Here is a 26,851-nt window from a genome sequence, read left to right on the forward strand (position 1 = left end):
ATGGCAGAAAACATTATTGAATTGGATAACATCGATGTTACGTTTCAACAAAAAAAACGCAAAATTGAAGCTGTTAAAGACGTCTCATTGCACGTTGAAAAAGGTGATATTTATGGAGTTGTTGGCTATTCAGGCGCAGGGAAATCAACGCTCGTACGCGTAGTTAACCTTTTACAAAAGCCAAGTGCAGGGAGAGTCAAGGTTAATGGTGATGTTTTCTATGAGAATTTAAATGGCAAGGAAACTGTGATTGATAGTAAAAAATTAAGGGAAAAACGACGGAAAATCGGGATGATCTTTCAGCGCTTTAATCTGCTGAATGAACAAACTGCGGTGGAAAATGTTGAATTTGCCTTAAAACACAGTAATTTAAAAGAAAAAGAAATCACTGAAAAAGCCTTGAAGCTGCTTGAACTAGTAGGTCTAAGTGAGCGGGCCAAGTCGTATCCGGCCCAATTATCAGGGGGCGAACAGCAGCGTGTGGCAATTGCACGTGCCCTAGCTAATGATCCTGAGATTTTGATTTCCGATGAAGCAACATCCGCACTGGATCCCAAGAACACGATTCAGATTCTTGATCTCTTAAAAAATCTAAATGCGAGATTAGGAGTGACAATCATCTTGATCACTCATGAGATGGATGCGGTCAAGCGAGTTGCTAATCGTGTAGCAGTCATGGAGCAAGGACAGATTATTGAAAAAGGAACATTGCATGAGATTTTCACGCAGCCTAAACAACAGTTGACTAAGGAATTTGTTGGCGGGTCGCTAGAAGCAATTGCAACACTTAAAACCTATCATCTAGCTAAATTGCAGGAAAATGAAAAAATTATGCAACTGATTTTTACGGGTGCCACAATTAGTGAGCCGATCACGATTAAGTTGTATCGAGATTTCAATGTTGAAGCTAACATTATCTACAGTAATATTGAAGTTTTAGGAGCTACACCCGTCGGCACGTTATTCGTGATTATCAAAGGAATTGAAAAAGATCGTCAAGCTGCAATAGCGTTCCTTAAAGAAAAGGGAATCGTCGTGCATCAGATTGGAGAGGAGGAGCTTTCAAATGATTGAGTTCTTTGCAAAGTATTTTCCTAATGTAGTTTATCAGGGATGGACTGGTGATGGCGGTTGGTTGCCAGCAATTGGCGAAACAATCTATATGACTTTTTGGTCCGCACTCTTTGGTGGAATTCTAGGCTTGATTTTTGGAATCGGCTTAGTCTTAACCGACTCGAATGGGATTCTTAGCAATCGGACAGCTTTTAACTTTTTTGACAAAATTGTTTCGTTTTTTAGGGCGATTCCATTCATTATTCTGCTGGCTTTCATTGCACCTGTCACGCAGAAGATCGTAGGAACACAGATTGGGACAACTGCAGCACTTGTGCCGCTTTCTCTGGGAGTTTTTCCGTTCTATGCTCGTCAGGTTCAGGTTGCCTTGGAAAGTGTCGATCGTGGGATCGTTGAAGCAGCACAGTCACTAGGAGCTACCTATACAGATATTATTTTTGAAGTGTATCTGAAGGAATCTCGGTCAGAATTAGTTCGAGTAACAACTGTGACTTTGATCAGTTTAATCGGGCTGACTGCAATGGCGGGTGCAATCGGCGCCGGTGGCCTAGGTAATATGGCGATTGCGTATGGCTATAATCGCTTCGCTACTGATACCACAATGGTTGCAACTTTGTTAGTTTTGATCTTTGTGTTGCTTGTCCAAGTGACAGGCGATTTCCTAGCACGAATCTTGAATCATCGGAAAAAATAAATTTTAGTGTGCATGGGCGCCAACTTTCTTTAAATGCAGGGAAGATGAAATTATGAATAAAGAAGAACGCTTAGATATTTTGAAAAAGTTGATTACCATTAATTCGGTTAACGGTAATGAGGTAGCAGTTGCACAGTACCTTGCAGACTTATTGGCTGCGTATGGCATTGAAAGCCAGCTGGACCAGTTTGGTGACGGCCGTGCAAATCTTGTGGCGCAGATTGGACAAGGCAAGGATGAACGGGTGTTATGTTTTACTGGGCATCAAGATACTGTTGCGGTTTCAAATGCACAAAAATGGGAACATCCTCCTTTTGAAGCACAAATCAGTGGTGATCAGCTTTTTGGACGAGGCGCTGCTGATATGAAGAGTGGGCTCGCAGCTGAAGTCATTACGTTGATTGAATTGGTGGCTGAGGGCAAACAGCCGCGCGGAACTGTCAAATTCGTTGCCACGGCTGGTGAGGAATACGGAACACCTGGCGCATATCGACTTGATGAGCAAGGAATCACCAAGGACATTACAGCAATGGTTGTGGGAGAACCTACCGGCGGACAAGTAGTTTATGCCCATTCTGGCAGTTTGAACTATGAGATTAAATGTTATGGCAAAGCTGCACATAGTTCCACTCCAGAAGCTGGACACAATGCGATTAACGGACTCGTAGAATACATTAATGCAGAAGCACATTTATTTGATAAGACACCAGTTGACCCCTTTTTAGGCAGCGTTAAACATAGTGTGACGCTGATCAAGGGCGGGGAACAGGTAAATATTATTCCTGATTATGCCTCTCTTTTTGGAAATGTGCGCCCAACTGCAGAGTTCAGTAATGCAAAAGTACTTGCTTTAATTAAAAATAAAGTTGACGAGTTGAACAAAAAAGGTGATACACAGTTGGAGTTTCGCTTGCTTCATAATTTTTATCCAGTGGAAACTTCGCCGGAGAATCCGTTTGTCAAGCATGCACTGCAGCTTGCACAGAGAAACTATGCGGCAGGGGCGGCGTGCTTGAGTACCATTAACGGCGCAACTGATGCAAGCGTGTTTGTCCGTAGCAATCAAGCGATGGCGGTCATTGTTTTAGGACCGGATAATTGGCAAAGTGCGCATCAGGTTGATGAACATACGACGTTATCAAGTTTCAACGCCACAATAGAGACTTATAAGCAGCTTGCACTTGATTTTTTTAAATAGAAGTGCCGACAGTCCCTGGGAGGCTTTGAGTACTAACAACAAATTGCAAAATAGGCGGTTTGTGACTATGCGCAATTTGAGGTTAGACGCAAAAGGCTGGGGATTGGAGCACGTTAAGAAAGAAGTGCCGACCATCAGCGTTTAACCCCCAGAACCTAAGTCTTAAATTACAAAGTAACCCGAACTCGGTTACACGTAATTTGAGCTTAGGTCTTGGGGGAGAGCTGGTGGGAGCACGTTAAAAAAGAAGTGCCGACAGTCTCCCTGGGAGGCTTTGAGTACTAACAACAAATTGCAAAATAGGTGGCTACCCTAAATTTATGTTTTGGGGTAGCCACCTATTTTATTCAAAAGCGTTCACACGAATGTGCGCTTTTTATTCGATTTCAATTTGATTTTTGGACGAAGAGACATTCTTTAATTTAGGCAAAGTAACTTCCAATACACCAGCAGTATACTTAGCTGTAATTCCAGTTTGATCAACGTTTGGCAGGCTATATTGACGTGTGAAACGACCATAACTGCGCTCACTAGTGATCACGTTTCCTTCCTTATCACTTTCGTCTTTAAAGGAATCCCGTTTTGCACTTACAGTAAGCTTTCCATCAGTATAAGCGAGGGAGATGTCTTTCTTAGTAACACCTGGAATATCAACCTTAACTACAAATTCCTTATCAGTTTCCTTGACGTCGGTCTTCAGGTCACGATTAAAGAAACTGTCTGAGTCAAAAAGTGAACGCCCAAGATTGTTGAAAAAGTCATCTGGTTTCATCCAATTGTTGAACCGGTTTGATAATTCATTAGCCATATTCAAAGACTTCCTTTCTTTTATTTCCTACAACTCTATGATAGCGCGCTCTTGTTAAAATGCAAGAAAAACAAACTCACGTTCCCTTGGATAATATTGACAAATCTGAAACAACATGCTAAGCTTAAGATTCTATTATACGGTGAGGCGTCTGCGACGGAAGGCAGGCGCCATTTTTGTTTTCAAAAACTATTTTTGCAGTTGAAATAAACAAGATAGTTAGGGGTAGATTACTTGTATCGAAATTTGAAAAACGTACAATTATTAATTAATTTAATGTTTAACTAAGTTAAAGTAAGTCTTTTTTGAAATTTTCTTTGCTTTCACAACAAATAAAGAAAACGGTTGCTTTTAATTTTTTTCTAATTTAAAATTAATCTCGATATTATTTTTGATTTTTGTTGTGAAAAAAGGGGATGCTTTTTATTGAAGTTTAAGAAAAAAATAGGGATCGGGCTTGCGGTCGCTTTTTGTTCGTTGGCATTGGTAGCATGTGGCAAGAGTTCAACCGGAACAAGTGGTACTTTGGCAGCTAAGCAAGTTATTAATTGGAACGAAAACTCTGAGTTGCCGACAATGGATCCTTCAACTGCAACTGATACTATCAGCTTTGATATGCTGAATAACACTGGGGAAGGTCTTTATCGGTTAGGGAAGGATAGTAAAATCGAGCCTGGAATTGCTAAAGCTACAAAAGTTTCAAATGGCGGAATGACATATACCTTTACGCTCCGCAAAAATGCCAAGTGGAGTAATGGTGACAAGTTGACTGCGAAGGATTTTGTTTATTCTTGGCAACGGACAGTCAAGCCTGCAACTGGCTCACAATATGCATACTTATTTAGTGGGATTCAAAACGCAGATGACATTACTGCTGGGAAAAAGCCAGCTTCTAGTTTAGGGATTAAGGCTGAAGGTGATTACAAATTAGTGGTCACACTTGATAAGAAGATCCCATACTTCAAGTTGCTGATGGGCTTTCCTTCTTTCTTCCCGCAAAATCAAGGAGCGGTTGAAAAATATGGCAGCAAGTATGGCACAGCTTCAAAATATATGGTGTATAGTGGACCATTTACGATGACAAAATGGACAGGCTCAAACTTGAGCTGGACTTTAAAGAAAAATAATGATTATTGGGATAAGAAAAATGTCAAACTGTCACAGCTGAATTTTCAAGTTAATAAGAGTACTACGACTAGCTACAATTTGTATCAAAGTGGGAAATTGGATGAAACACTCTTGGGGTCTGAACAGGCTAAGCAACTGTCAAGTTCAAAGGAATTCACACCACGGAGCGAAGCGCGAATCAATTATCTAGAATTTAATCAGACCCAAAAGAATTTTCAGAATAAGAAAATAAGACAGGCAATTTCACTTGCAATTAATCGCACACAGTTGGTTAAAAAGATTCTGGCAGATGGTTCATTTGCGGCTCCGGGAATTGTTTCTAAAGGGTTAGCTTCTTACAATGGAGAAGATTTCACTAAGGCCGCTGCCACTTCTGCTGGAATTACAGCCAATAAGACAGAAGCGAAAAAGCTGTGGCAAGAAGGACTTAAAGAACTGGGCGTCAACAAGTTAAGTTTTACGCTGCTTGCAGATGATACGGATGCTGCGAAGAATGTTTCTGAATACATTCAAAGCCAGCTTGAAGAAACATTACCTAATGCGCAAGTTTCTGTTTCAAATGTTCCTTTCAAAACACGATTGAGCAAGTCTGAAAATGGAGATTTTGAAGTTGTACTCTCTGGCTGGGGCGCTGATTTTTCCGATCCAATCAGTTTCTTGGACCTTTTCACTTCTGATAATTCATACAATAACGGAAAATGGAAAAATGCGCAGTATGACAAATTAATTGCGGCTTCCAAAGCAGCAGATGCAGGTTCGACCAGCAAACGTTGGAAAGATATGAGTGCTGCTTCAAAACTCCTCTTGCAAGATCAAGGAGTTGCACCACTGTATCAACAGTCACAGGCAACATTGGTTAAATCCAAGGTCAAGGGTGTCATCTATAACTCTGCAGGAGTTAATTACAACTTTAAGAATGCCTATGTCTCAAAATAATGTGATGCGTCTGAGTCTTGAAGAATGAGTAAAGCCTTAAGTGCAAAGCGGCAGGCATTTGAAACACGTTTATCTGGAATAAAATAGTAGAGGGGCTGGGCTGAAAGTGAAATTTTAGTCTAGCTCCTTTACTTATTCCGGATAAATGGTTCCATAAGTCAAAATTTTTCGTCTAACCTCGAATTGGGGCTGTGACAAAAGTTAAATTTTGTCACAGCCCCTCTTTTATTCCGTATAAACGTGTTCCATAAGTCAAAATTCTCCATCTAACTTCGAATTACTCATAGCAAAATACTCGCTATGTTCGTAATTTCGAGTTAGCACTCAAATTTTCCCGACTTATGTCACACTCCCAATTTCTTATTAGTACTCAAATTTTACCGCCTTACGGCACACTCTCTTTTCTGGTTTCCAAACAGCTAGTGCTGAAACGTGCACCCAACTAAACGCCTTTTGTCCGACTTTCCTTTGCTATGTTTATTTATTGCGGATAAATGTGAACGCTTAACCTAGCTGGGCAACATTTGCAGCTTGCGGTCGCTGCGTGGCAGTTGGTCATTGACTGGATATTTTTTAGGTGTTCCCAAAAAGTAGAAAAAATTGAAACATATTATTGTGAGTGATACACTAATGATACACAAAATAAAAAGGAGCGTTTCAAGATGACACGCCGTGAAAAGATAATTGCATATTTAACTGAGTGTAAGGCAGTGCAACAATCGACAGCGCTTACGACAAATGAAATTGCAAGCGCCCTCAATATCTATCGCTCAAATGTTAGTAAAGAACTTAATCAGCTTGTACGTGCGGGTATTGTTAGCAAACGAGCAGGTCGGCCAGTCCGTTACTGGTTGGGGGACGAACCGCGTGTTTTGCTTGACCCGTTTGAAAAGCAGAAAATTGAAGACACAAAAATTGGCTTTGCGGCACACACAAGTCTAGGTGAAAAAGCGCAAAAATTAACAGTGCCGCATACGGAAAATGCTTTTGAGAATCTAGTGGGAAGCCATGACAGCCTTAAGAATCAAGTCGAACAGGCAAAGGCGGCACTTTTGTATCCGCCGCATGGACTGAACACTTTAATTATTGGACCAACAGGTTCAGGGAAGACATTTTTCGCTAATACAATGCACCGTTTTGCGGCACATAAGAACATTATTACTAAAAAAGAATTAATCACGTTCAACTGTGCTGATTATGCGCATAATCCGCAGTTGCTGCTTTCGCATTTATTCGGCTATGTCAAAGGTGCATTTACAGGGGCTAACGAAGATCATGAAGGCCTGATTCAGCAAGCTGAAGGAGGCATGCTTTTTCTTGATGAAGTTCATCGCTTGCCGCCTGAAGGGCAGGAAATGATTTTCTATTTTATGGATCATGGGATGTATAGCCGCTTAGGAGAAACTGCCAAAATGCATCATGGGGATGTGCGTTTAATCTGTGCAACAACTGAAAATCCAGAAAGTTCATTGCTGCAGACTTTTGTTCGTCGAATTCCGATTGTTATCCAATTGCCGCCTTTTGAACAACGGACGGTGCGGGAGAAGCTACAGCTCTTAGAAAGATTACTGACACTTGAAGCAAACCGAATTCATAAAAATATTAAATTAAATGAAGATGTTGTGCAAGCGCTTTTAGGGAGTGTGACTTATGGCAATGTGGGTCAGCTGAAGTCTAACATTCAACTGGTTTGTGCCCAGGGTTTTTTGAACAGTATGCAAAATGAAGACGAAATCACTTTGAGTTTTGAGCAGTTGCCGCCAAACATTAAGGATGGATTGTCACATTTAGCCAGCGACCGGCATGAACTAGGAAAGCTGACCAGGCTACTAGAAACGACAATGATTATCAAACCGGATGCTAAACGTGGACTACCAGAAGTTGACAGTTATGAATTACCATACAACCTGTATGACATTATTGGCGACAAAGCAGCCCTGTTGAAGGATGAGGGTTTGGACCAGACTTCAATTAACAATTTCATAATGACAGACATTAATTTGCATATGAAGTCGTTCTATCAAAGAGGTAAGCTGGGCAAGACTGAGAACCGGTTGAATGAAATAGTGGATCGCGAAGTGATTGATCTAACCAAAAAAATTCGCCATTTTCTACAGGAGCAAGAAGGCTTTCTAGTGCGGGACAACTTTATCTATGCAATGAGTCTGCATATTAGTTCATTTATAAAAAGAGTTCAATCAGGCAAACCATCAAGAAAAATCTCGACAGACTTGGTTTCAATGGCACATGATTTTCCAACTGAATTAGCACTTGCCAAGAGAGTTAAAGAAATGATTGCTGCTCATTATCGTTTTCCAATTCCTGATTCAGAAAGCTATTATATGGCGATTCTGTTGGTTTCAGTACATTCTGATCCCAAAAACGGCAGAGTGGGGATTGTGGTGGCGGCGCATGGTAACAGCACGGCTTCTTCAATGGCACAGGTAGTTTCGCAGTTACTTTCAGTTGATAATATTACTTACTACGACATGCCACTCGAGATGAATCCTAAAGTTGCACTTGATGGAATCGCTACTAGGGTAAAGAAGATTGATCGTGGCAATGGGGTATTGCTGCTGGTTGATATGGGTTCTTTGAGTACTTTCAGCGCAAAACTCACTGAAAAAACTGGTGTTAAGGTTAAAACGATTGATATGGTCACGACTGCAATGGTCTTGGAGGCGGCACGCAAAACGACCTTGATTGATAGTAATCTGGCAACTGTTTACCGGGATTTACGCGAATTTGTCGGTTATTCACATTCTGGTGAAAAGCTGAAAGAAAAGCAAACGCTTATTACAAAATCAGCTACTAAACAAAAGAAAGCAATTGTGGCGATTTGTGCAACAGGTGAAGGAACTGCGCGTAAGATTAAGGAACTGCTTGATAAAATCCTGTTAGATAATTTAATTAACGATATTACCGTGATTCCGATTTCTTTAGTCAAAATGGATGAACAAATTAAAAAAATTCAGGAGAAATATCTGATTGTAGCTACAACAGGGGTTGTTAAGCCTAAAGTAGCGGCCCCTTTTGTTTCATTAAAAACTTTATTCCAAGGTGGGGCGGAAAACTTTGTGAACCTGATTGAACAGCTAGATGAAGGACAAGAAACCAATAATACCTTCTTGAAGCATTCAAAGGCGTTGACGGAAGAAACCGGACAGAAGTACCTTGCTGAGTATTTTACTTTCTTAAATCCGGGAAAAATAATTCAAGTTTTGTGGAAGTACTGTGATTTTATTAATGACAAAACCAACAATATAATGTCAAACGCTTTTCGGATTAACCTAATCTTGCATTTGGGTGGTGCACTGGAGCGTTTCTTAACCCGTTCTTCAATGAAGGTCAGACCAGAACTGTTATCACAGATGAAACGCGAGAAATTATATCCTTTGCTTGAAGAAGCAAATAAACTTGTGCAAAAAAAGTTAAATATTACATTACCGGAAGATGAAATTTACTATATTCTGGAGCTGTTTAAAACAGAGCAGCAAAAGATTGCAGACTAGAGTTGGGGTGCGGTCTAACGGCAAACTGTGTTTTAGAATTCTATGCACTGGAGATGCGTGCTGCTTAATACAGATCATCAAGGGCTGATGATACAGAAGCGATACACTTACTTTTAGTTAAGTGTATCGCTTCTTAATTTTTTCTAAAGCTTGATTTAATAGTGTTTGAAAGCGATACACAGAAGTTGGCACGCTACTTGCTTATCCTAAAGTGAGGTGTGCTGGTTGCAACAGTGCTATTAAAAGATTGGCGACTGTTGACATTCTCACTACTTTAAATGCTTTGGAACTAATCTTCAAGGAAATTTTGGTGATCTAATTGACAATAGACGTACGTTTATTAAGAATTGATAGTCGCTTGTTGCATGGTCAGGTTGCTACGAATTGGGCAAAGGTAACGAAAGTTGATCGCATCTTAGTGGTTTCTGATACGGTTGCTTGTAACCGCATTCGTAAAACGCTGCTTGTCCAAGCTGCTCCTCCGGGAATTAGGGTTAATGTATTACCCGTCGCGAAAATGGTTGAGCTTTACCATGATCCGCGAATCCTTTCCTTTCGCGCATTGTTGTTAGTCGAAAACCCTAGGGATGCACAACGTTTAATTGCTGGGGGAATCCGAATTGAGCAGGTGAATATTGGAGCGATGAGCTTTGATAGCACCAAAGTGATGGTAACTGATACGATTGCGGTTGGACAAGATGATCTTGCAGCATTTTCTTGGTTATATGCACATGGAGTCCAATTAGATGTGCGTAAGGTTTCAGGTGATAATTCAAAAAATCTCTGGAAATTCCTGAAGGACAAGAAGCTAGTTTGACGGGTGCTTCAACTTGAAAGGTGGTGGGGGACGCAGATAGCGATTTGCTACCTGAGCCAGACGCTTTGGCAAAACGGTATGTAGTGCTTTATAACTCCCAAGCAACTATGGGAAATAATTTTTAGGAGGTATTAAACATGGTAGGAATTATCTTAGCAAGCCACGGTGGTTTTGCTGAAGGCATTTTCCAATCAGGATCAATGATCTTTGGTGAACAGGAAAATGTTAAGGCAGTTACCTTAATGCCAAATGAAGGCCCTGATGATGTCAAAGCAAAGATGGAAAAAGCAATTGCATCATTTGACGACCAAGATGAGGTATTGTTCTTAATTGACCTGTGGGGCGGAACACCCTTCAATCAGGCCAATGGATTGCTTGAAGCTCACAAAGACAAGTGGGCAATTGTTGCTGGCATGAATTTGCCAATGGTCATTGAAGCATATGCTTCGCGTTTGTCGATGAACTCGGCACAAAAAATTGCTGCGCATATTATTGCAACCGCAAAAGATGGAGTCAAGGTTAAACCTGAATCTTTGCAGCCTAAAACAGCAAGTGCTGCTGCTCCAAAACGAGATGGGCAACCGAAAGGAACTTTGCCTCCGGGTACAGTAGTTGGTGACGGAAAGATCAAGTTTGCGCTTGTCAGAGTAGATTCGCGTCTGTTGCATGGACAAGTTGCAACCTCGTGGACAAAATCGACCCAGCCTAATCGAATTATTGTGGTTTCGGATGCTGTTTCTAAAGATGAACTGCGTAAGAATTTGATTGTGCAGGCAGCTCCTCCTGGTGTAAAGGCAAATGTTATTCCAATCAAAAAATTAATCGAAGTTACTAAGGATCCACGTTTTGGCAAGACAAAAGCATTGCTATTATTTGAAAATCCAGAAGATGTTTTGCGTGTAGTAGAAGCAGGGGTTGAGATTAAAGATGTTAACCTTGGATCGATGGCACATTCGGTTGGCAAAGTAGTTGTTAATAAAGTCCTTTCAATGAATGAAGCTGATGTCGAAGCCTTTGAAAAACTCAAAAAGCATGGAATTAAGATTGATGTGCGGAAGGTTCCAAATGATTCTGGTGGGAACATTGACGAACTTATAAGAAAAGCAAAGGCCGAGTTGGCTGCTGTAAAACAATAAATAAAAATTTTATTCTGATATAAAAAAGGAGGATTATCATGTCTATTATATCGATGATTTTAGTAGTCATCGTCGCGTTTTTTGCGGGGATGGAAGGTATCCTAGATGAATTTCAGTTCCATCAACCTTTAGTAGCATGTACTTTAATTGGGCTTGTAACTGGTAACTTGATTCCGTGTGTTATTTTAGGTGGACAGTTGCAATTTATTGCCTTAGGCTGGGCGAATATCGGGGCTGCTGTGGCTCCCGATGCTGCCTTAGCTTCAGTCGCATCAGCTATTATTTTAGTTCAAGGTGGACAAGGTGTAAAAGGCGTAGGAACTGCGATTGCTGTTGCGATTCCTTTGGCCGTTGCTGGTTTGTTCTTAACGATGATTGCACGTACGTTAGCTGTGCCGATTGTGCATATTATGGATAAGGCTGCAGAAGAAGGAAGCTTCAGAAAAATTGAAATTTGGCAAGTTATTGCGATTTGTATGCAGGGTCTGCGAATTACAATTCCTGCTGCAGCGTTACTCTTTATTCCGAGTGGAGTCGTAAGAGGAGTTTTGGAGTCAATGCCTGCTTGGTTGACAGAAGGCATGACCATCGGTGGTGGCATGGTTGTTGCCGTTGGGTATGCAATGGTTATCAACATGATGGCTAGCCGTGAAGTTTGGCCGTTCTTCGCAATTGGTTTTGTAATTGCAGCGGTAACTGACCTTACTTTGATTGCTTTAGGTGCTTTAGGAATTTCATTTGGTCTCATTTACCTTGAGCTTAAAAAAGGTGGAAGCAACAACGGTGGCAACGGCGGCAACAGCAATACCGGTGACCCGCTCGATGATGTTCTAAACGACTATTAAGGATGAAGGAGGAATAATCAGATGGCAGAAGAAAAGATTCATTTAACTAAAAGAGATCGTTTAGCCGTTGCTTGGCGTTCTACTTTCCTTCAAGGTTCTTGGAACTATGAACGTATGCAAAACGGCGGCTGGTGTTACGCTTTAATTCCAGCAATTAAAAAATTATATAAGACAAAAGAAGCCCGTTCAGCGGCTTTGAAACGCCATATGGAGTTTTTCAATACCCATCCATATCTAGCATCTCCCGTACTAGGGGTTACGTTAGCATTGGAAGAGGAACGTGCAAACGGAGCGCCAATTGATGATACCGCAGTTCAAGGTGTTAAAGTTGGGATGATGGGGCCACTGGCTGGTGTTGGTGATCCAGTGTTCTGGTTTACCGTACGACCAATTTTAGGAGCCCTAGGAGCATCATTAGCGATGTCTGGAAATGTTTTAGGACCAATCATTTTCTTTATCGCATGGAACTTAATTCGTTGGGGATTCATGTGGTACACACAGGAGTTTGGCTATCGTGCTGGTTCCAAGATCACCGATGATCTTTCTGGTGGATTGTTACAATATGTAACGAGTCTCGCTTCTATCATGGGGATGTTCGTGTTAGGGTCGTTAATCGAACGTTGGGTAACGATTAAATTTACACCAACAGTTTCCTCGGTTAAACTCTCAAAAGGTGCCTATATTGAGTGGGACAAGTTGCCAAGTGGAGCTGCTGGGATCAAAGAAGCCTTGCTTCAGCAAAAAGATGGTTTATCCTTGACGGCCAACAAAGTAACGACGCTGCAGGATAACCTTAATTCATTAATTCCAGGATTGGCAGCATTGTTACTGACCTTCTTATGCATGTGGTTATTAAAGAAAAAAGTTTCACCAATTGTTATCATTTTAGGAATTTTCGTGGTTGGTGTATTAGGCCATGTAATTGGTATTTTGTAATTTAAAAATTCAGGTTTACTACGGGGCTAGGGCAATTAGAATTTGTCTTAATCCCGTAGTTTTATTTTAAGAATCCAAGCTGTTTAAATTAGGCTCTTAAGCGATTACTTTTAATAAAGTAGCATCGATATCTTTTTTTGGTAAAATATAGTTAGTGATAGAATTTGCCGCGATAGGGGGGAGAACAATGGTACAATCGATAAATTCAAAAGTTGATTTAGTGAAGGATGGAACTTCTTTCATGGGAATTGCTAATTATGGGAAAATAATGATTGGAAATAAGGGGTTTGAATTCTTTGATAAGCGTGATGTGCGTAAGTATATTCAAATTCCGTGGGAAGAGATTGATTATGTTGCAGCCTCTGTTATGTTTAAAGGTCGCTGGATTCCAAGATATGGGATAAAAACTAAGAAAAATGGGATGTATACATTTGCTTCCAAAGATCCTAAAGAAGTCCTACGAGCGATTAACAAGTATGTTAGTTCAGAGCACATGGTACACTCGTTGACTTTTTTTCAGGTTATAAAACGAGGATTAAAGGGACGCTTCAGCAAAAAGCGTTAAGGTTTAAGCAAAGAAAGTGGCTGAAGTATGCCATACGTGGTTTATAGATTAAAGGTTAAGGGGTTGGGTCAAAGTTGGATTTTGACCCAGTCCCCTTAGCTTTTAGCGTGGAATCGGATACTCATTACTGTGGCATCTTTTAGTGCTTGTTAAGAATTATGCTGCGGTAATTTATTTTTTAGAAATTTCCCTTGACTTCATTTTTAGAGGAGTGTATAGTTATCTTCGTTGCTTGTTTGAGTAGCAAAGGCATTTAGGAGTTTTTGGAGAAGTGCTTTTCACTTCGAATTTTATTTTTTGAAAGTTTTTGTTGACATGTAGCTTTTAAAATGATATATTATAAAAGTTGCGTTAAGCAATTAAGTAGACCTTTGAAAACTGAACAAAGTTTCGACAAATCAAATGTGTAGGGCTCTTGCAGTGCAAGAGCAAACATTTGCGAAGTCAATTTCGCTAGTATTAAATTAATGAGTCACAAACTTTTAAAATGAGAGTTTGATCCTGGCTCAGGACGAACGCTGGCGGCGTGCCTAATACATGCAAGTCGTACGCAGTTTCTTCACCGAGTGCTTGCACTCACCGAAGAAACTGAGTGGCGAACGGGTGAGTAACACGTGGGTAACCTGCCCAAAAGAGGGGGATAACACTTGGAAACAGGTGCTAATACCGCATAACAACAAAAACCGCCTGGTTTTTGTTTAAAAGATGGTTTCGGCTATCACTTTTGGATGGACCCGCGGCGTATTAGCTAGTTGGTAAGGTAATGGCTTACCAAGGCAGTGATACGTAGCCGAACTGAGAGGTTGATCGGCCACATTGGGACTGAGACACGGCCCAAACTCCTACGGGAGGCAGCAGTAGGGAATCTTCCACAATGGACGCAAGTCTGATGGAGCAACGCCGCGTGAGTGAAGAAGGTTTTCGGATCGTAAAACTCTGTTGTTAGAGAAGAACGTGTGTGAGAGTAACTGTTCATGCAGTGACGGTATCTAACCAGAAAGCCACGGCTAACTACGTGCCAGCAGCCGCGGTAATACGTAGGTGGCAAGCGTTGTCCGGATTTATTGGGCGTAAAGGGAACGCAGGCGGTCTTTTAAGTCTGATGTGAAAGCCTTCGGCTTAACCGAAGTCGTGCATTGGAAACTGGGAGACTTGAGTGCAGAAGAGGAGAGTGGAACTCCATGTGTAGCGGTGAAATGCGTAGATATATGGAAGAACACCAGTGGCGAAAGCGGCTCTCTGGTCTGTAACTGACGCTGAGGTTCGAAAGCGTGGGTAGCAAACAGGATTAGATACCCTGGTAGTCCACGCTGTAAACGATGAATGCTAAGTGTTGGAGGGTTTCCGCCCTTCAGTGCTGCAGCTAACGCATTAAGCATTCCGCCTGGGGAGTACGACCGCAAGGTTGAAACTCAAAGGAATTGACGGGGGCCCGCACAAGCGGTGGAGCATGTGGTTTAATTCGAAGCAACGCGAAGAACCTTACCAGGTCTTGACATCTTTTGCTAACCTGAGAGATCAGGCGTTCCCTTCGGGGACAAAATGACAGGTGGTGCATGGTTGTCGTCAGCTCGTGTCGTGAGATGTTGGGTTAAGTCCCGCAACGAGCGCAACCCTTATTACTAGTTGCCAGCATTTAGTTGGGCACTCTAGTGAGACTGCCGGTGACAAACCGGAGGAAGGTGGGGATGACGTCAAATCATCATGCCCCTTATGACCTGGGCTACACACGTGCTACAATGGACGGTACAACGAGTCGCAAGACCGCGAGGTTTAGCTAATCTCTTAAAACCGTTCTCAGTTCGGATTGTAGGCTGCAACTCGCCTACATGAAGTCGGAATCGCTAGTAATCGCGGATCAGCATGCCGCGGTGAATACGTTCCCGGGCCTTGTACACACCGCCCGTCACACCATGAGAGTTTGTAACACCCAAAGCCGGTGCGGTAACCTTTTAGGAGCCAGCCGTCTAAGGTGGGACAGATGATTGGGGTGAAGTCGTAACAAGGTAGCCGTAGGAGAACCTGCGGCTGGATCACCTCCTTTCTAAGGATAATTACGGAAACTGCACATTCGTCGAAACTTTGTTTAGTTTTGAGAGGTTTACTCTCAAACTTGTTCTTTGAAAACTAGATAATATTTTTTCTGATTTAAATTAACAAACCGAGAACACCGCGTTTTAAACGAGTTTTGAAACAAGATTTAGTTCTTTAACGTAAAACTCATAGCCGCTTTACCGCAGGTAAAGTTAGGTTAAGTTATTAAGGGCGCATGGTGGATGCCTTGGTACTAGGAGCCGATGAAGGACGGGACTAACGCCGATATGCTCCGGGGAGCTGTAAGTAAGCTATGAGCCGGAGATTTCCGAATGGGGCAACCCAATAGTTTTAATCAACTATTACTGCTGATCGAATTCATAGATCAGTCAGAGGAACACGCAGGGAACTGAAACATCTAAGTACCTGCAGGAAGAGAAAGAAAAATCGATTCCCTCAGTAGCGGCGAGCGAACGGGGAACAGCCCAAACCAGAAAGCTTGCTTTCTGGGGTTGTAGGACTGAACATTTGAGTTACCAAAGTGGACGTTAACCGTATGACCTGGGAAGGTCAGCCAGAGAAGGTGAAAGCCCTGTAGGTAAAAGCGGCCACTCTCAGTTCAGGATCCTGAGTACGGCGGAACACGTGAAATTCCGTCGGAATCCGGGAGGACCATCTCCCAAGGCTAAATACTCCCTAGTGACCGATAGTGAACCAGTACCGTGAGGGAAAGGTGAAAAGCACCCCGGAAGGGGAGTGAAACAGTTCCTGAAACCATGTGCCTACAAGTAGTTAGAGCCCGTTAATGGGTGATAGCGTGCCTTTTGTAGAATGAACCGGCGAGTTATGTTTGTCTGCAAGGTTAAGCCGTCAAGGGTGGAGCCGTAGCGAAAGCGAGTCTGAAGAGGGCGTTTGAGTAGGCAGACATAGACCCGAAACCAGGTGACCTACCCATGTCCAGGTTGAAGGTGCGGTAAAACGCACTGGAGGACCGAACTCATGTATGTTGAAAAATGCTGAGATGAGGTGTGGGTAGCGGAGAAATTCCAAACGAACTTGGAGATAGCTGGTTCTCTCCGAAATAGCTTTAGGGCTAGCCTCGGAAATTAGGATCGTGGAGGTAGAGCACTGTTTGAACTAGGGGCCCGTCTTGGGTTACTGAATTCAGATAAACTCCGAATGCCACTGATCTTTATCCGGGAGTCAGACTGCGAGTGATAAGATCCGTAGTCGAAAGGGAAACAGCCCAGACCACCAATTAAGGTCCCTAAATATATGTTAAGTGGAAAAGGATGTGGAGTTGCACAGACAACTAGGATGTTGGCTCAGAAGCAGCCACCATTTAAAGAGTGCGTAATAGCTCACTAGTCGAGTGACCCTGCGCCGAAAATGTACCGGGGCTAAACATATTACCGAAATTGTGGATGCAACCGTGAGGTTGCGTGGTAGGAGAGCGTTCTAAGGGCGAAGAAGCCAGACCGGAAGGACTGGTGGAGCGCTTAGAAGTGAGAATGCCGGTATGAGTAGCGCAAGATAGGTGAGAATCCTGTCCACCGAATGACTAAGGTTTCCTGGGGAAGGCTCGTCCTCCCAGGGTTAGTCGGGACCTAAGCTGAGGCCGCAAGGCGTAGGCGATGGATAACAGGTTGAGATTCCTGTACTAGTTATATTTGTTTGAACGATGGAGGGACGCAGGAGGCTAGGAATGCACACTGATGGAAATGTGTGCCCAAGCAGCAAGTTTGGTTACGAGTTAAATGCTTGTAACTGAGGACAAGCTGTGACGGGGAGCGAAATTATAGTAGCGAAGATTCTGATGTCACACTGCCGAGAAAAGCTTCTAGTAAGAGTATAACTACCCGTACCGCAAACCGACACAGGTAGTCGAGGAGAGTATCCTCAGGTGAGCGAGAGAACTCTCGTTAAGGAACTCGGCAAAATGACCCCGTAACTTCGGGAGAAGGGGTGCTGAGCGTAAGCTCAGCCGCAGTGAATAGGCCCAGGCGACTGTTTATCAAAAACACAGGTTTCTGCAAAATCGTAAGATGACGTATAGGGGCTGACGCCTGCCCGGTGCTGGAAGGTTAAGAGGATGGGTTAGCTTCGGCGAAGCTCAGAATTGAAGCCCCAGTAAACGGCGGCCGTAACTATAACGGTCCTAAGGTAGCGAAATTCCTTGTCGGGTAAGTTCCGACCCGCACGAAAGGCGTAACGATCTGGGCACTGTCTCAACGAGAGACTCGGTGAAATTATAATACCCGTGAAGATGCGGGTTACCCGCGACAGGACGGAAAGACCCCATGGAGCTTTACTGTAGCTTGATATTGGGTGTTTGTACAACTTGTACAGGATAGGTAGGAGCCATAGAAGTCGGGACGCTAGTTTCGACAGAGGCATTGGTGGGATACTACCCTCGTTGTATGAACACTCTAACCCGCGCCACTAAGCGTGGCGGGAGACAGTGTCAGGTGGGCAGTTTGACTGGGGCGGTCGCCTCCTAAAAGGTAACGGAGGCGCCCAAAGGTTCCCTCAGAATGGTTGGAAATCATTCGCAGAGTGTAAAGGCACAAGGGAGCTTGACTGCGAGACAGACAAGTCGAGCAGGGACGAAAGTCGGGCTTAGTGATCCGGTGGTTCCGCATGGAAGGGCCATCGCTCAACGGATAAAAGCTACCCTGGGGATAACAGGCTTATCTCCCCCAAGAGTCCACATCGACGGGGAGGTTTGGCACCTCGATGTCGGCTCATCGCATCCTGGGGCTGTAGTCGGTCCCAAGGGTTGGGCTGTTCGCCCATTAAAGCGGTACGCGAGCTGGGTTCAGAACGTCGTGAGACAGTTCGGTCCCTATCCGTCGCGGGCGTAGGAAATTTGAGAGGATCTGTCCTTAGTACGAGAGGACCGGGATGGACACACCGCTGGTGTACCAGTTGTTCCGCCAGGAGCATCGCTGGGTAGCTACGTGTGGATGAGATAAACGCTGAAAGCATCTAAGTGCGAAACTCACCTCGAGATAAGATTTCCCATTTCTTCGGAAAGTAAGACCCCTGAGAGAAGATCAGGTAGATAGGTTGGAAGTGGAAGTACAGTGATGTATGGAGCGGACCAAAACTAATCGGTCGAGGACTTAACCAAAAGAAAAAACGGAGTTTTTGGAAGTTAACGCAAAGCAGAAGAAATATTAGCTAGTTTTGAGGGAACAAGTTTTTCTCAAAAGAGTGCGGTGATGATGGCAGGAAGGATACACCTGTTTCCATTTCGAACACAGAAGTTAAGCTTCTTAGCGCCAAGAGTAGTTGGGGGATCGCCCCCTGCGAGGGTAGGTCGTTGCCGTGCAAACTAAGAGAGTTGAGTCAAAACACAGTTTTTGACTCAACTCTTTTTCTATATACAAGAGTGTGACATAAGTCGGTAAAATTATGGAACACGTTTATCCGGAATAAATAAAGGAGCTAGACTAAAATTTCACTTTTGACCCAGCCCTTTTTTTATATACATTAAGGAAGTGTACATAAATGAAAATTCACACAAAAAATCATATTTGTGTGAAGAGGTGAAATTTTTTAGTATAATATGCGTAAAGAAAAGGAAGGGAAGAAAGAAATGAAGACAAGAAAAGAACTTAAGGACGAGGTTAAAGCCACTTTTCGAGGTCATTGGGGACAAGCTATCAAGTTAACGTTGATACCAGTTATTTTTCAAATTCTTGCAAGTTTTGCAGTTGCAATTGGCAGTCTTGGACTTGTATGGTTTCTGACTAAGAATGGGGCAGCGTTGGATTATTCAGGAACGAGTAACGAGTCGACTTTTAGTAATGGGGGAAATCCTTTCGGAAGTTATTTCTCCGGCTTTTTAGCAACAATGATTTTAGTTGGAATTAACTTCACCTTCCTTGATTGGCTGCGCACCAAAAAAAGTGATTTTAAAGTTCTCAGAGGAGTTTTCAGTGTCTTCACTAAACGTCATTTTATAAGTGTTTTGGTATTGTATCTACTAATTTCACTCTTTACCTTTTTATGGACATTGCTATTTATTATTCCAGGAATAATTAAAGCTTTTTCTTATTCACAAACTTACTTGATTTACAAGGATCTAGCTGAGAGCCAAAAGGACACTGACGATCTTAGTTATTTAGACTATATTACTAAAAGCCGTCAGTTAATGGATGGACACAAAATGGACTTTTTCTTATTGAAATTGAGTTTTATTGGCTGGGATATTTTGGCAGTTCTAACCTTTGGGATCGGCTTTATCTGGTTAACACCCTATCAGACGGCGACATATGTTGCTTTCTATAAAGATATTGCACAGGGTCATTTTGGAAATTCCGCTACTGATGGGGATAAAGCAGCTACTGATAATAATGAAGGTTCCTTTATTGTGCGCTACTAAGCATGAAAAAATAATTTCTCAAGACAATCAAACGATAACGACTTGCTTCCAGTTGGAAAAAGTCGTTATTTTTAATTTATAGTAAAAAGCAAAGTGACGCGTACAATTCTCAAAGATTTTCAAAACTAGAATATTGTTGCGGCTAGAAGTTATGGGAGGGGCCGAAGTTTTTTACCTGAGTTTGCAGTCTAAGTGCTTCGATATATCAAAAAAGAGAGTGTGACATAAGTCGGGAAAATTTGAGTGCTAACTCGAGATTACGAACATCGTGAGTATTTTGCTATGAGTAATTCGAAGTTAGACGGAGAATTTTGACTTATGGAACACGTTTATCCAGAATAAAAGCGGGGCTGTGACAAAAGTTAACTTTTGTCACAGCCCCTTTAAACTTAGTTATTAACGCTTTAATTGCACTTCTAAGCGAGTTTTTAAGGAGAACGGGTCTTTTCTTAGCTTGATGGGTCTACGTGCCTAGAATGCCAAGCAGCTGGTTTATTAAGTATGCTGAATATAAAGCCTACAAAAAAAGCATCCATGCAGGATGCTTTTTAACTAACTCTAGTTTACGTGAACTGCAAATGATGGTTGGAAGTACTGGAAGCTCTTAAGGCTAACTGTTTCACCAGTTGTTGGAGCGGCAACATAACTAGTGCCACCAACGTAGATTCCAACATGCCATGCAGAACCGCGGCCACCCCAGAATAATAAGTCACCAGGTTGTGCAGCACTAACTGATTCGTAAGTTCCAATTGCAGATTGTGCTTCAGAAGTACGTGGAATTGAGATTCCAAAGTGAGCATAAACATACTGTGTGAACCCGGAGCAGTCAAAACCGCTAAGACTTGTACCACCTGATACGTAAGGAATGCCCATGGTTGCTAACTGTTCTGCATAACTAACAATTGAAGAAGCTGAAACTGAACTTGTTGTAGTCGAAGTACTTGATGAAGTAGCTGCAGAACTTGATGAAGTAGCTGCAGTACTTGATTGCGTAGCTTGTGAAGAACTACTTACAGCAGAGCTGGATGTTGTGTTATTTGTAGAACTGGTACCTGTTGTTGTACTTGCAGTACTTGATGATGAAGCAACTGTCGAAGTACTTGAAGCAGCTGAACTTGCAGGAGTGCTGCTAGATGCTGCTATAGTTGAACTTGTTGCTGCAGTTGTGCTTGAAGATGAAGCGGCTGTAGTAGCAGTGCTTGAAGCTGTTGAAGAACTTGAAGCAGCTGAACTTGTTGTTGCAGGTGTCTTGGTTGGATCATTAATTGTTAATGTCTGTCCCAAAACAAGTGTGCTTCCTAAAGTATTAGCAGCTCTAAGTGAAGCAACAGTTACACCATAAGCTTGAGCGATTGTGTAAAGTGTATCGCCCGATTTAACTGTGTATGTAACATGGTTAGTTGAAACAGTTACTTTTGAAGCAGTTGTAGTTGAACTTTGCGTTGCTGCAGTACTGTTTGTGTTAGCAGCTTGGGTCGTTGTATTGCTTGTTGTCGTCGTTGTCTTAGGTGTTCCTGTAACCTTAAGAGTTTGACCTGGTTGGATCAATGTTTCATCTGTAGCGATTCCGTTAAGCGAACGGAGAGTATCAACAGAAATATTGTATTCTTTAGCAATTGCCCATAAGCTATCTCCGGCCTTGACAGAAACTGAAGAAGTTGCTGTTGTCTTACTTGTGTTAGCAGTATTCTTAGCAGCTTTGTCAGGAATTTGCAATGATTGATTTTGAAGGATTAAATGTGAATTCTGATTAACATGGTTCAAAGTTTCGATTGCTTGAATTGAAACACCATATTTTTGTGAAAGTGCCCAAACAGTATCATTCTTATTAACTTTAACAGTGGTTGAAGCATTCGCAGTTGTTGTAGAAGCTAAGAATAAACCCGCCGCACCAACAGTGCCTACCAATAATGTTTTTGCTGTACGTTTCAAATTAAGTCACTCCTACTTTTTAAATTATTATTTTCTTACCAATGCTTTGATTGTAGGCTATCAATGTTGCAAGAGGGTACAAATTAAATTACAATTTGGGACTATCTGTAACATAAGTTATGTGAAGCCTTTAATAAAGGCGTTTTTTCAAAAAAAAATTTTTTTGAGTTTATTTTTGTGTTCCTTCAGAGAATTTAAAACGTTGACATATAAGGGATTATCAGGGCAAGAAAAAGGAATGTAAGTGCTTTGAATTCCTTAAGAATATTACATTAGTGTTACAAATACTTTAAGGAATCCAAATTTAATGAAAATCCTGCTTTAATTGTGGTTTTATCTTAAAAACAGTTTGAAAAATACACGAATTTCCGAGCATAATATTACAGTAATATTAAATTTATAAACTTCATTATTTTTTAATAAAAATACCAGCTAAAACCCCTTTTGAGGGAATAGTTGACGTGGTAAAAAACACTAAAATAATTTTTAACAGAAATGGTGTTTTTCTGATAGAGTCTTGACATCACCATGGGATTGCGCTACATTCGGAACATTGGGTAAAGTGGCGGGAGCACGCATCAACGTGGTGTGCTTACTTTTTACAAGCACCTTTGCTCCATTAAAAAATTCTGAAGAAAGAAGTGGGTAGCGTGACACAAGTGTATAACTTTGCGGCCGGACCAGCTGTTTTACCAGCTGAGGTTTTGCGCCAGGTTCAAAGTGAATTGATTTCTTATAAAAACAGCGGCATGAGCGTAATGGAGATCAGTCATCGCTCCTCACTTTACACAGAGATGGAAGCAGAGGCAGAAGCTGATTTAAGAAAATTGATGAGCATTCCTGAAGATTACGACGTGCTTTTTCTGCAAGGGGGTGCAACACTGCAATTTGCAATGGCGCCTCTTAATTTAGCAAATCGCACGCGGCGAATTGGCTTTGTGGACACAGGGCACTGGTCTCAAAGGGCTGAAGAAGAGGCCAAACTTGTTACAGGGATCAAGGCTGAAGTGGTTGCTTCAGGCGAAGCTTCGAATTATACTGAACTGCCGCAAGCAGTTGAACTCACAGAAAATTATGATTATTTACATCTAACGTTGAATAACACGATTGAAGGCACGATGTACAAAGAATTGCCGTACACAGGTAAAGTACCCTTAGTGGGGGATCTTTCGTCGAATATTTTAGGTCAGGAATATAATATCACTGACTTTGGCATGATTTATGCGGGCGCGCAAAAGAATATTGGTCCAGCAGGTCTGACGGTGGTAGTGGTTAAGCACTCCTTCTTTAAAGATGCCCCACAACTGCCAGCAATGTTGAGTTATGCAAAACAGGCAGCAAAACATTCTGCACTAAACACACCTCCAGTGTTTGCAATTTACGTTGCCGGCTTAGTGTTTAAGTGGTTAGTGCAACAAGGTGGTGTAGCGCAGATGCAGCAACGAAATGAAGCAAAAGCGCAATTACTATATGATTATCTGGATGCATCGCAACTCTTTAAATCACCTGTTAAAAAACAATGGCGCTCGACCACGAATGTTCCATTTATTACTGGAAATCAGGAACTCGACCAACGTTTTATTGCCCAAGCTCAATCCAACGGGTTAGTTAATCTTAAGGGCCATCGTTTAGTTGGCGGCATGCGCGCGAGTCTCTACAATGCGTTTCCCCGCACAGGCGTAGAGAAATTGGTTGAATTTATGCAAACATTTGAAGAGACAGTTAGGAGAACCAGATAATGACGATGGATATTAAAACGTATAATATGATTGCCCCAGAGGGACTGGCTGTTTTTCCGCCAGCGATGTACCGAATAAATCAAACTGATAAACCAGATGCACTACTGATTAGAAGTCAAGATATGCATAAAACTCATTTTGGAACCAGTGTTTTAGCAATTGCACGTGCAGGTGCAGGTGTCAATAATATTCCATTAGTAGAAGCTTCTTCAAATGGAACAGTAGTCTTCAATACCCCTGGATCAAATGCAAATGCGGTTAAAGAATTGATTGTTGCGATGCTTGTGATTGCGACACGTCCCATTTTTTCATCGATTACTTGGGCTAGAAAGCTCAATGGTGCGGATGTTAGTCTACAAACGGAAAAGGGTAAGAATCATTTTGCAGGCACAGAGCTAAAGGGCAAGACGATCGGTGTGATTGGACTTGGAGCTGTTGGTTCACGTGTTGCCCGTGCGGCTGCGGATATGGGGATGCATGTGATCGGTTATGACCCTTATATTAGTGTTGAGCATGCATGGCGTCTGTCTAACGATATTCCGCGTGCAGGAGAATTAGCAGAAGTTTTACGTAGTAGTGATTATGTTACGATTCACATTCCTTATACGGAAAAAAACAAGGATTTAATTACAGCAAAAGAGTTACAACAAATTAAAAAAGGTGCAATTTTGTTGAACTATTCGCGTTGGGGAATTGTGAATGAAGATGCAGTAGTAGCTGCTTTGGATAATGGACAAATAAAACAATACGTAACTGATTTCAGTTCAAGTAAGTTTATTAAGCGTGATGATGTAATTGTAACTCCACATATTGGGGGGACGACGATTGAAGCAGAGGTCTGCGGTGCCAAAATGGCAGCTCAAACATTGCGTAAGTACCTTGAAACAGGCAATATTGTTAATTCAGTGAACTTTCCGACAGTTGAAATGGAATTTGCATCGGCACTGCGTTTGACACTTATTCATCGGAATGTACCTAATATGGTTGGCCGGATCACAACGATTCTGGCACAAGAAGAGGTCAATATCGATAATATGATTAACCGCAGTCGTGATCAGATTGCATATACAATGATTGATGTTGCGGCAATTCCAGCAGAAAAGCTCAAGAATCTGCAAGCTGCATTGTTAGCGATCCCTGAAGTAATTCGTGTACGTGCCTTGCAAAAATAGCAAAATATGAGTAGAATGAGGTTCCTTGGCAGGGGCATAGTAACAAAGTGTGATCTATGGTGTTAAAGTTTGAGGACTAACTTGAAATTACGAGCGAATATACATTGCTATGAATAATGTGGAGTTAGATGGGAAAATTTTGGCTGATAGAACACGTTTATCTGGAATAAAAGAGGGACTGTGACAAAATTTAACTTTTGTCACAGCCCCTTTTTATTAATATCTGCGAATAAACCACAAGTTTTACTTGTGGGGGTGAAAAAAGCTTTAGCGTGAAAAACTCCCTTTCGATATAATTAGTTTCGGCTACCAACCAAAACTGCAATTGAAAGGGAGTTTTTGCCTTGTCTAAAGACGATAATAGCTTAGCACACACAAGATGGAATTGTAAGTACCACATTGTATTTACTTTGTAAGTTGTGCGTATGAATTACCCACGGAATTCTTACAATGATTACAGCTGCGTTGAGCGCGTGTGAGCTTGATTCTTCCCTTGCAGGTAATGAATGGAAAGTGCGATACCGTAAATGACCGCTTCGATTAAAGTAATAAAGAAGCTGACAGGCCAGTCCGTCGTGTACGCAAGGTAAAGCCCCAGCCAGATCCCAAGCAACGAGAAACCGGTGGTCAAACCAATCATTTTCCATAATGAGGTGGTAAGATATTTTGCCGCAGAAGCTGGGATAGTCAATAGGACAAAGATCAACAATGAGCCGATAATTTGTGCTGTAATACTGATTGTCAGGGCTAACAGACATAAGAAGGCAATTGAGATTAGCAGATTATTGCGCTGATTGTATTGTGAGCCAATGACATCAAACGAATTGTAAGCCAGTTGTCTAAATAAGACAGCAACCACAGCGATGATCAGCAGGCTGAGTAAAATTAATGAGTAGACATTACTGAGGGTAATACCGACAATACTGCCAAAAAGGATGTTGGTCGCATAATTTGATTGTTTATTAGAAAGTGAGAGAAAGAGAATTCCAAGACCGATAAAGATTCCGGAAAAAAGACTAATCGAAGCTTCACGTCGACTTAAGCGATCGCCTGAAATGCCGATAAATAAGCCGCTTGCCATTGTAAAAATGATCATACCAAGCAGTGGACTGATACCGGCAAAGATTCCAAAGGCAGCTCCTGAGAAGCCGATCTCTGAGAGTGTATGGGTAAAGAAAGAGGTTTGGCGTGCAACTACAAAAGTTCCCATCAAACCACAAATTAAAGAGATGAAAATTCCTGATAAAAAAGCATAACGCATAAAATCAAATTGCAGCATCAGTTGCACGCTCCCGTTCAATTAGTTTTCCTTGCTGTGCAGAAAGAATTAATTCATAGTCTGCATATCTTGCAATCAGCTCATTGTCGTGCGTAATGAAGAGCACTGTGATATCTTTTTCTGCGACCTGTTTGCTGATCAACTGGAGCAATTTGTGTTTAGCATCTTTATCTAAACTAGCTGTTGCTTCATCAAGAATTAATAATTTAGGTTCAGCACAAAGGGCCTGTGCAAGAAAGGCCCTTTGTTTTTCGCCACCGGACGCTGCTCCAAGCGCTTCTTTTTGAATATTAGCAAGCTGGGTTTCTGCTAATACTTTTTTTAAAAGCTGACGTTCATTGCGACTGTGCCACAAAAAATGTGAACGGTGCAACCCCAAGGCTACAAAATCATGAATGCTCAGCGGAAATTCATCATCAATATTACGAAGTTGTGGAACATATTGAACCTGTGTCCTTTTTACAGCGAATTTAATATGGTGGTCATCTTTGGTAAATGACCGCAGGAGATACTTTGCAAGGGTGGTTTTACCGACCCCGTTTTCACCTGTCATACAAGTTAGTTTGTTGGCGGGAACACTGAAACTAAGCTGTTTGAATAATTGTTTTTCTGGGACGCTCAGATTCAGATCCTTAACTTCGATTATTGTCTTCATG

General features: G+C 42.0%; 17 protein-coding genes and 3 rRNA genes. 16 read left to right on the forward strand and 4 right to left on the reverse strand.

Going from position 1 to position 26,851, the window contains the following annotated elements; all coding sequences use genetic code 11:
• The 3 genes from AB3Y88_RS06685 to AB3Y88_RS06695 are packed head-to-tail and all read left to right on the forward strand — an operon-like array spanning window position 1 to window position 2,966.
• Window positions 1-1,074: a methionine ABC transporter ATP-binding protein gene (locus AB3Y88_RS06685; protein WP_228889892.1), complete on the forward strand. Its 1,074-nt coding sequence runs from the start codon at window positions 1-3 to the stop codon at window positions 1,072-1,074.
• Window positions 1,067-1,768 carry a methionine ABC transporter permease gene (locus AB3Y88_RS06690; RefSeq protein ID WP_054757941.1) on the forward strand — a complete coding sequence of 234 codons (702 nt, stop codon included), beginning with the start codon at window positions 1,067-1,069 and terminating at the stop codon, window positions 1,766-1,768. Before AB3Y88_RS06685 ends, AB3Y88_RS06690 begins: the two co-directional genes overlap by 8 nt.
• Before the next feature lie 52 nt (window positions 1,769-1,820).
• The gene (locus tag AB3Y88_RS06695) at window positions 1,821-2,966 is read left to right on the forward strand and encodes an ArgE/DapE family deacylase (protein ID WP_228889894.1); all 1,146 of its coding nucleotides are present in this window, start codon (window positions 1,821-1,823) and stop codon (window positions 2,964-2,966) included.
• Between the two features lie 376 nt (window positions 2,967-3,342).
• Here AB3Y88_RS06695 and AB3Y88_RS06700 read toward each other — a convergent pair whose 3' ends face one another.
• Window positions 3,343-3,774 carry an Hsp20/alpha crystallin family protein gene (locus AB3Y88_RS06700; RefSeq protein WP_054757943.1) on the reverse strand — a complete coding sequence of 144 codons (432 nt, stop codon included), beginning with the start codon at window positions 3,772-3,774 and terminating at the stop codon, window positions 3,343-3,345.
• 426 nt (window positions 3,775-4,200) lie between these two features.
• On the opposite strand from AB3Y88_RS06700, the gene AB3Y88_RS06705 reads away from it, so the two are divergent.
• From AB3Y88_RS06705 to AB3Y88_RS06755, 11 genes are all read left to right on the forward strand, one after another.
• Window positions 4,201-5,838 carry a peptide ABC transporter substrate-binding protein gene (locus tag AB3Y88_RS06705; protein WP_228889897.1) on the forward strand — a complete coding sequence of 546 codons (1,638 nt, stop codon included), beginning with the start codon at window positions 4,201-4,203 and terminating at the stop codon, window positions 5,836-5,838.
• A gap of 662 nt (window positions 5,839-6,500) precedes the next feature.
• On the forward strand, window positions 6,501-9,350 hold the full coding sequence (locus AB3Y88_RS06710; protein WP_228889900.1) for a sigma 54-interacting transcriptional regulator: 2,850 nt from the start codon (window positions 6,501-6,503) through the stop codon (window positions 9,348-9,350).
• Window positions 9,351-9,669: 319 nt separating this feature from the next.
• Window positions 9,670-10,167 (forward strand): PTS sugar transporter subunit IIB, encoded by a 498-nt coding sequence (locus tag AB3Y88_RS06715; RefSeq protein ID WP_082610383.1) that lies wholly within the window; start codon window positions 9,670-9,672, stop codon window positions 10,165-10,167.
• Window positions 10,168-10,304: 137 nt separating this feature from the next.
• Window positions 10,305-11,303, forward strand: a complete 999-nt coding sequence (locus AB3Y88_RS06720; protein WP_056959578.1) for a mannose/fructose/sorbose PTS transporter subunit IIA — start codon at window positions 10,305-10,307, stop codon at window positions 11,301-11,303.
• Window positions 11,304-11,341: 38 nt separating this feature from the next.
• Window positions 11,342-12,148 carry a PTS mannose/fructose/sorbose transporter subunit IIC gene (locus AB3Y88_RS06725; RefSeq protein WP_056959581.1) on the forward strand — a complete coding sequence of 269 codons (807 nt, stop codon included), beginning with the start codon at window positions 11,342-11,344 and terminating at the stop codon, window positions 12,146-12,148.
• Window positions 12,149-12,169: 21 nt separating this feature from the next.
• Complete coding sequence (locus AB3Y88_RS06730; RefSeq protein WP_056959583.1) at window positions 12,170-13,084, forward strand: PTS system mannose/fructose/sorbose family transporter subunit IID; 915 nt, start codon at window positions 12,170-12,172, stop codon at window positions 13,082-13,084.
• Window positions 13,085-13,271: 187 nt separating this feature from the next.
• Window positions 13,272-13,649, forward strand: a complete 378-nt coding sequence (locus AB3Y88_RS06735; protein WP_228889902.1) for a DUF956 family protein — start codon at window positions 13,272-13,274, stop codon at window positions 13,647-13,649.
• Between the two features lie 483 nt (window positions 13,650-14,132).
• Window positions 14,133-15,693, forward strand: a 16S ribosomal RNA gene (locus tag AB3Y88_RS06740).
• Between the two features lie 205 nt (window positions 15,694-15,898).
• Window positions 15,899-18,816, forward strand: a 23S ribosomal RNA gene (locus AB3Y88_RS06745).
• 84 nt (window positions 18,817-18,900) lie between these two features.
• Window positions 18,901-19,017 (forward strand): 5S ribosomal RNA (gene rrf, locus AB3Y88_RS06750).
• Together the 16S, 23S and 5S rRNA genes form the textbook arrangement of a ribosomal RNA operon.
• Before the next feature lie 267 nt (window positions 19,018-19,284).
• Window positions 19,285-20,073, forward strand: a complete 789-nt coding sequence (locus AB3Y88_RS06755) for a DUF975 family protein (protein ID WP_261907739.1) — start codon at window positions 19,285-19,287, stop codon at window positions 20,071-20,073.
• A 558-nt stretch (window positions 20,074-20,631) separates the two neighbouring features.
• On the opposite strand, the gene AB3Y88_RS06760 is transcribed toward AB3Y88_RS06755, so the two are convergent.
• The gene (locus AB3Y88_RS06760; protein WP_228888301.1) at window positions 20,632-22,005 is read right to left on the reverse strand and encodes a C40 family peptidase; all 1,374 of its coding nucleotides are present in this window, start codon (window positions 22,003-22,005) and stop codon (window positions 20,632-20,634) included.
• Between the two features lie 650 nt (window positions 22,006-22,655).
• On the opposite strand from AB3Y88_RS06760, the gene serC reads away from it, so the two are divergent.
• Together serC and AB3Y88_RS06770 are read left to right on the forward strand one after the other, a co-directional pair.
• Entirely contained in the window at window positions 22,656-23,744 is a 1,089-nt protein-coding gene (serC, locus tag AB3Y88_RS06765) for a 3-phosphoserine/phosphohydroxythreonine transaminase (RefSeq protein ID WP_367293410.1), read from the forward strand.
• Window positions 23,744-24,916, forward strand: coding sequence for a phosphoglycerate dehydrogenase (locus tag AB3Y88_RS06770; protein WP_056960622.1), 1,173 nt, complete (start codon window positions 23,744-23,746; stop codon window positions 24,914-24,916). The genes serC and AB3Y88_RS06770 overlap by 1 nt, the downstream gene beginning before the upstream one ends.
• 454 nt (window positions 24,917-25,370) lie before the next feature.
• Here AB3Y88_RS06770 and AB3Y88_RS06775 read toward each other — a convergent pair whose 3' ends face one another.
• Together AB3Y88_RS06775 and AB3Y88_RS06780 are read right to left on the reverse strand one after the other, a co-directional pair.
• Window positions 25,371-26,195, reverse strand: a complete 825-nt coding sequence (locus AB3Y88_RS06775) for a metal ABC transporter permease (protein ID WP_228888304.1) — start codon at window positions 26,193-26,195, stop codon at window positions 25,371-25,373.
• Window positions 26,182-26,850 carry a metal ABC transporter ATP-binding protein gene (locus AB3Y88_RS06780; protein ID WP_228888308.1) on the reverse strand — a complete coding sequence of 223 codons (669 nt, stop codon included), beginning with the start codon at window positions 26,848-26,850 and terminating at the stop codon, window positions 26,182-26,184. Before AB3Y88_RS06780 ends, AB3Y88_RS06775 begins: the two co-directional genes overlap by 14 nt.
• Window position 26,851: the final 1 nt, after the last annotated feature.

Origin of the sequence: Liquorilactobacillus satsumensis (genome assembly GCF_964065465.1) — a bacterium.
In the GTDB taxonomy this organism is placed as follows: Bacteria; Bacillota; Bacilli; order Lactobacillales; family Lactobacillaceae; genus Liquorilactobacillus; species Liquorilactobacillus satsumensis.